Below are 4,450 nucleotides of genomic sequence, written 5' to 3' on the forward strand. Positions count from 1 at the left end.
CGTCATGGCTGTAAAGGAAGGTGGCCCCGATCCTGATTCCAATTCACGGTTAAGAGCGGTAATTCAGAATGCCAAGTCTGTAAATATGCCCAAAGACAATATCGAAAGAGCCATAAAAAGGGCATCAGATAAGTCGCTAGGCGATTTTAAGGAGGTTTTGTTTGAAGGGTATGCTCCCCATGGAATAGCTATTTTAATAGAAACCGCAACAGATAATAATACAAGGACTGTGGCTAATGTTCGTAGCTATTTCAATAAATGCAATGGAAGTCTGGGGACCTCCGGTTCTGTTGAGTTTATGTTTGATCATACTTGTAATTTTCGCATCAATTCCGAGGGAATAGATCCGGAAGAAATAGAATTAGATATGATAGATTTTGGTGCTGAAGAAGTTTTTATGGATGAAGACGGCATTTTGATATACGCCCCTTTTGAAAGCTTTGGAGCCATACAGAAGGAATTGGAATCACGAAATATTGAAATTCTGTCTTCCGGATTCGAACGAATCCCGCAAATTACCAAGGAGCTCTCTCCTGAGGAAGCAGAAGATGTTGAAAAACTATTGGAGAAAATTGAGGAAGATGATGATGTACAAAATGTTTATCATACCATGCAGGAATAAATTTCGATATATGCTTACAATCTTTTAGATATAGCTCATAATAGGTTTCGACACTTATCCATTAATATTCATACTTTTTTTTAAAGAAAGCATTAATCATACAAACTGTATTGGATTTATTGTTTATCAAATAATTTTTAAAGGGATGATGCATATCATTTCAATTCATTAGTGTCCTTAATAATTTTATAATCGGTTAAGGTTAATATTGAGACTAATACCTCATTTTACTTTAACCGGAATTTAAATTATTGATAACCCTTTAAATCTAATATTATGAAAACACTAAGCAAAGTATTTTTATATGTCCCTTTGTTCGCATTTTTATTACTTTCCTGCTCTGGTGACGACGATACAGATGCTTTAGTCAAAGAAGGAGGCTCTTTTGAAATAAGTGAATTGGCCGGCAATTGGGAAGCTACTTCGGCTACTTTTAATGACGGTAATATGATGTCTGTAAATATCATTGACGAAGGCGGATCCGTATCCATGTCCGTCCAAAGCAGTGGTAGGTTTACCTTAACCATTGATCCGTCAGACAGGCCTTCATACACAGTAAGTGGGGAAATGTTCTGGGAAAAATGGGAAGGAAAATATTATTTTGCTATCGAATGGGCTGCTTATCCGGGAGACTGGGATACTTATGGGGCAACACTTACCGCCAGCACATTTACCATTAATGGGGGTTTTGAATCTGGAGAATATGATTTTGACAACGATGGAACTTTTGAAACTGCAAGTATAGGATTTACCTTTGTAAGGGTTTAAAAACTGTATTCAGGAATTTTGCCGATGACTCCTTTATAAAATTCTTTGTATTTTACTAGGTCGGCTTCCATGTTATCTGTGGGGAATTGAGGCTCTGAAACCTTGACTTGTTTTTTGCCAAAATCAAAGGCCACCATAACAATTGGGACTTGAGCAGTTTTGGCGATATAATAAAACCCGGTTTTCCAATCAGCTACCTTTTTTCGGGTACCTTCTGGTGCCAGTGCTAATCTAAATTTTTTGCGCTCATCAAATATTTTGGCAATGGCTGCTACTTTGTTTTGGCTTTTACTGCGATTTATAGGAGCACCTCCCATCCATCTGAAATACCACCCAAACGGCGGCCTGAACAAACTATCCTTTCCAATATAATTTATTTCTTCATTAAATATCCTCCTTACCAATAAGCCCAGAAAAAAATCCACCCAACTGGTATGAGGAACAACAATTACAACACATTTATCCAAATCCGGAAAAGTCCCCACCAGTTGCCACTTTAATATTTTAAAATAAATAAATTTCGCCAGTTTGTGCATAAAATAGTGTGAGGGATTTCCAATAATGTTTAGGCTCAAAACCTTTTAAATCAATATGTACAAATATGCCTAAAATGGCAATTCTGTAAAAAGTTGATGCTCCTTTAAGATTATATTTTCTGGTAAATAGATTTTAATTTTTCCGGAGTTATATATTTAGCCCAGTCTTTGCCTAAAGCATTTTCCCAAAGCGGTACCATACCCAATGACACTTTTATCATCGTATTATATTGCTCATCAGTTAAATGTTCGCAAATTCCTTTCGGAAGCTGAATATCATGCTTTTTCATCATTTTTTTAAACATAGCCACCCCTTCAGGATAAAACTCTCCTAAATGCTGAAAAACAAGACAATTTCCAATACCATGCCTGGTTCCCAGTAAGTAAGAAAGTCCATAACTCATTGCATGAGCAACACCTACCTGAGAATAGGCAATGCTCATACCTCCGTGCCATGAAGCCATCATTAATTTATCTCTGGATTCAGAAGCTGAAATATCACTTAAAAAAACTTCTTCACATAACTCCAGCGCTTTTTCACCATAACTTTGACTAAATGCATTCAAATAAGTCCCATTTAGTGATTCTATACAATGTATATAACAATCCATTCCGGTATAGAACCATTGTTCTTTTGGAACTCCCTGAAGCAGATCAGGATCCAGGACAACCTGATCAAAGGGGGTGAAATCGGAATTAATGCCCAGTTTCTTCTCAGGGCCAAGTAAAACTGTTGTTCTGGAAACCTCAGCCCCCGTACCACTAATAGTAGGTATCCCAACATGATAGACCGCAGGATTATGTACCAAATCCCAACCCTGATACTTCGCCGAAGAACCTTCGTTGTTTAACATGATGGCAACAGCTTTTGCTAAATCCAATAAAGTACCCCCCCCAATGCCGACTACCGCTGAAGGTAACTCTTTAAAATCTTCTTTTATCTGACTAACCAATGCATCGACCTGTCCTGTTTTTGGTTCTTTGTCCGCAGAAATAAGAATAGTCCTGTCATTGAATTGAACAGGAATTCTTTCTATTAAGGCCGAGTTAGTGAAAACATCATCTACAAGGAAAATAACAGGAGCATCAGGACTGCTTCTATGGGGACCTAATATTTCACCTAATTGGTCAAAACTACCTGGTCCAAAGACAACACGCGGTACCATTGGAAAATTTCTGTATGGCCCTTTTGTAATTTTAGCAGCTTCCTTTAATGGAATTTCTTTGTCTTGTTTCATAATTTTAATTAAGGTATTTAAGAATATCGGATATCGTGTTTAATGTTAGGTGGTTATTCGTCTGTTCCTCCATAGGAACCTGTTCATGGGCCCAGGTTGTATGAAATGGCACATGTATTGCTTTGGCACCTATATTCAAAATAGGTATTACGTCTGATTTCAGTGAATTTCCTATCATTAAAAATTCGTTAGTATTAATCTCCAGATGGTCCAGTAGATTTTTATAATTCTCTTCCTTCTTGTCACTTAATACCTCAACATGATGAAAATATTTTGTAAGTCCGGATCTTTCCAATTTTCTCTCCTGATCTAAGAGATCTCCTTTTGTAAGAACAATCAACCGATATTTCCTGGACAATTTTTGCAATACTTCTTCCACGCCCTGTAAAAGTTCAACAGGCTTGGCTATCATTTCCTTTCCAAGATTCAATATTTCATTTAGTGTCTGTGGAGGAATATGATTATTTGATAATTCCATGGCAGATTCTATCATAGAAAGCATAAAACCTTTTATCCCATAACCATACAACTCAAGGTTGTTCATTTCCGTTTTAAAAAGCTCCTGATCCACCTTATTCTTGGTTTCATAATTTTCAAGAAGATCCGCAAATTTTTCTTCCGCTTCGCGGAAATAGGTTTCATTTACCCAGAGGGTATCATCAGCATCGAAACCAACCACTTTGATATTGCTAAAATCTAATTCCATACCTCTTTAGCTTTTTCAAGATCTTCAGGAGTGTCAATTTCTATTCCATTTGCTTCAGTTTCCACCATTTTTATTTTTTTTCCATACTCTAAATATCGTATGGCTTCAATTTTCTCTGCAGCTTCAAGAGTTAGCATAGGTAAACTTCTAAAATCCATAAGTGCTCTTTTTCTGAAAGCATAAACCCCTTTATGTTTAAAATAGTCTATTTCCATATCTGTAGACCTCAGATAAGGGATAGTCGATCTCGAAAAGTAAAGTGCGAAATTTCTGTTATCGACAATGACCTTAACAATATTAGGATTATTAATTTCCTCTGAATCTGTGATTTTTGTCATTAGAGAAGCTAAATCAATTTCTTCGTTCAAATCCTTTTCAAATACTTTTAACATACTAACTAAACTTTCCTTGTCAGTAAAAGGTTCATCACCTTGTATATTCACAATAATATCCACTTCCATGTCGCTCACGGCCTCCGCTATTCTATCACTGCCACATTCATGCTCTTCCTTACTCATAATAGCATTCCCGCCTACTTCAACGATAGCATCATAAATGATAGGGCTGTCTGTTACTACAT

General features: G+C 36.6%; 6 protein-coding genes. 2 read left to right on the plus strand and 4 right to left on the minus strand.

All coding sequences use genetic code 11. The annotated features are described in order from the left end of the window. On the plus strand, positions 1 to 622 hold a 622-nt coding region (locus WBM60_RS15225; protein WP_424283284.1), incomplete at its 5' end, for a YebC/PmpR family DNA-binding transcriptional regulator. A 276-nt stretch (positions 623 to 898) separates the two neighbouring features. After that, complete coding sequence (locus WBM60_RS15230; RefSeq protein WP_424259044.1) at positions 899 to 1,390, plus strand: hypothetical protein; 492 nt, start codon at positions 899 to 901, stop codon at positions 1,388 to 1,390. Here the strand turns inward: WBM60_RS15230 and WBM60_RS15235 are convergent. The 4 genes from WBM60_RS15235 to WBM60_RS15250 all read right to left on the minus strand — a co-directional run. Further along, entirely contained in the window at positions 1,387 to 1,926 is a 540-nt protein-coding gene (locus tag WBM60_RS15235) for a 1-acyl-sn-glycerol-3-phosphate acyltransferase (RefSeq protein ID WP_424283287.1), read from the minus strand. The two genes, WBM60_RS15230 and WBM60_RS15235, sit on opposite strands and share 4 nt — an antisense overlap. A 110-nt stretch (positions 1,927 to 2,036) precedes the next feature. Continuing rightward, positions 2,037 to 3,164: an iron-containing alcohol dehydrogenase family protein gene (locus WBM60_RS15240; RefSeq protein ID WP_424259043.1), complete on the minus strand. Its 1,128-nt coding sequence runs from the start codon at positions 3,162 to 3,164 to the stop codon at positions 2,037 to 2,039. 4 nt (positions 3,165 to 3,168) lie between these two features. Next, complete coding sequence (locus WBM60_RS15245; protein WP_424283285.1) at positions 3,169 to 3,870, minus strand: HAD family hydrolase; 702 nt, start codon at positions 3,868 to 3,870, stop codon at positions 3,169 to 3,171. Then, positions 3,861 to 4,450 (minus strand): 3-deoxy-manno-octulosonate cytidylyltransferase (locus WBM60_RS15250; RefSeq protein WP_424283286.1); only part of this gene is annotated, 590 nt, incomplete at its 5' end. The genes WBM60_RS15245 and WBM60_RS15250, both read right to left, overlap by 10 nt.

Source organism: Eudoraea sp., from assembly GCF_049669105.1.
In the GTDB taxonomy this organism is placed as follows: Bacteria; Bacteroidota; Bacteroidia; order Flavobacteriales; family Flavobacteriaceae; genus Eudoraea.

Coding starts and splice junctions, on each gene's coding strand:
- WBM60_RS15240 (WP_424259043.1), bottom strand. CDS start 3,164: ATGAAACAAGACAAAGAAATTCCATTAAAGGAAGCTGCTAAAATTACA.
- WBM60_RS15245 (WP_424283285.1), bottom strand. CDS start 3,870: ATGGAATTAGATTTTAGCAATATCAAAGTGGTTGGTTTCGATGCTGAT.
- WBM60_RS15230 (WP_424259044.1), top strand. CDS start 899: ATGAAAACACTAAGCAAAGTATTTTTATATGTCCCTTTGTTCGCATTT.
- WBM60_RS15235 (WP_424283287.1), bottom strand. CDS start 1,926: ATGCACAAACTGGCGAAATTTATTTATTTTAAAATATTAAAGTGGCAA.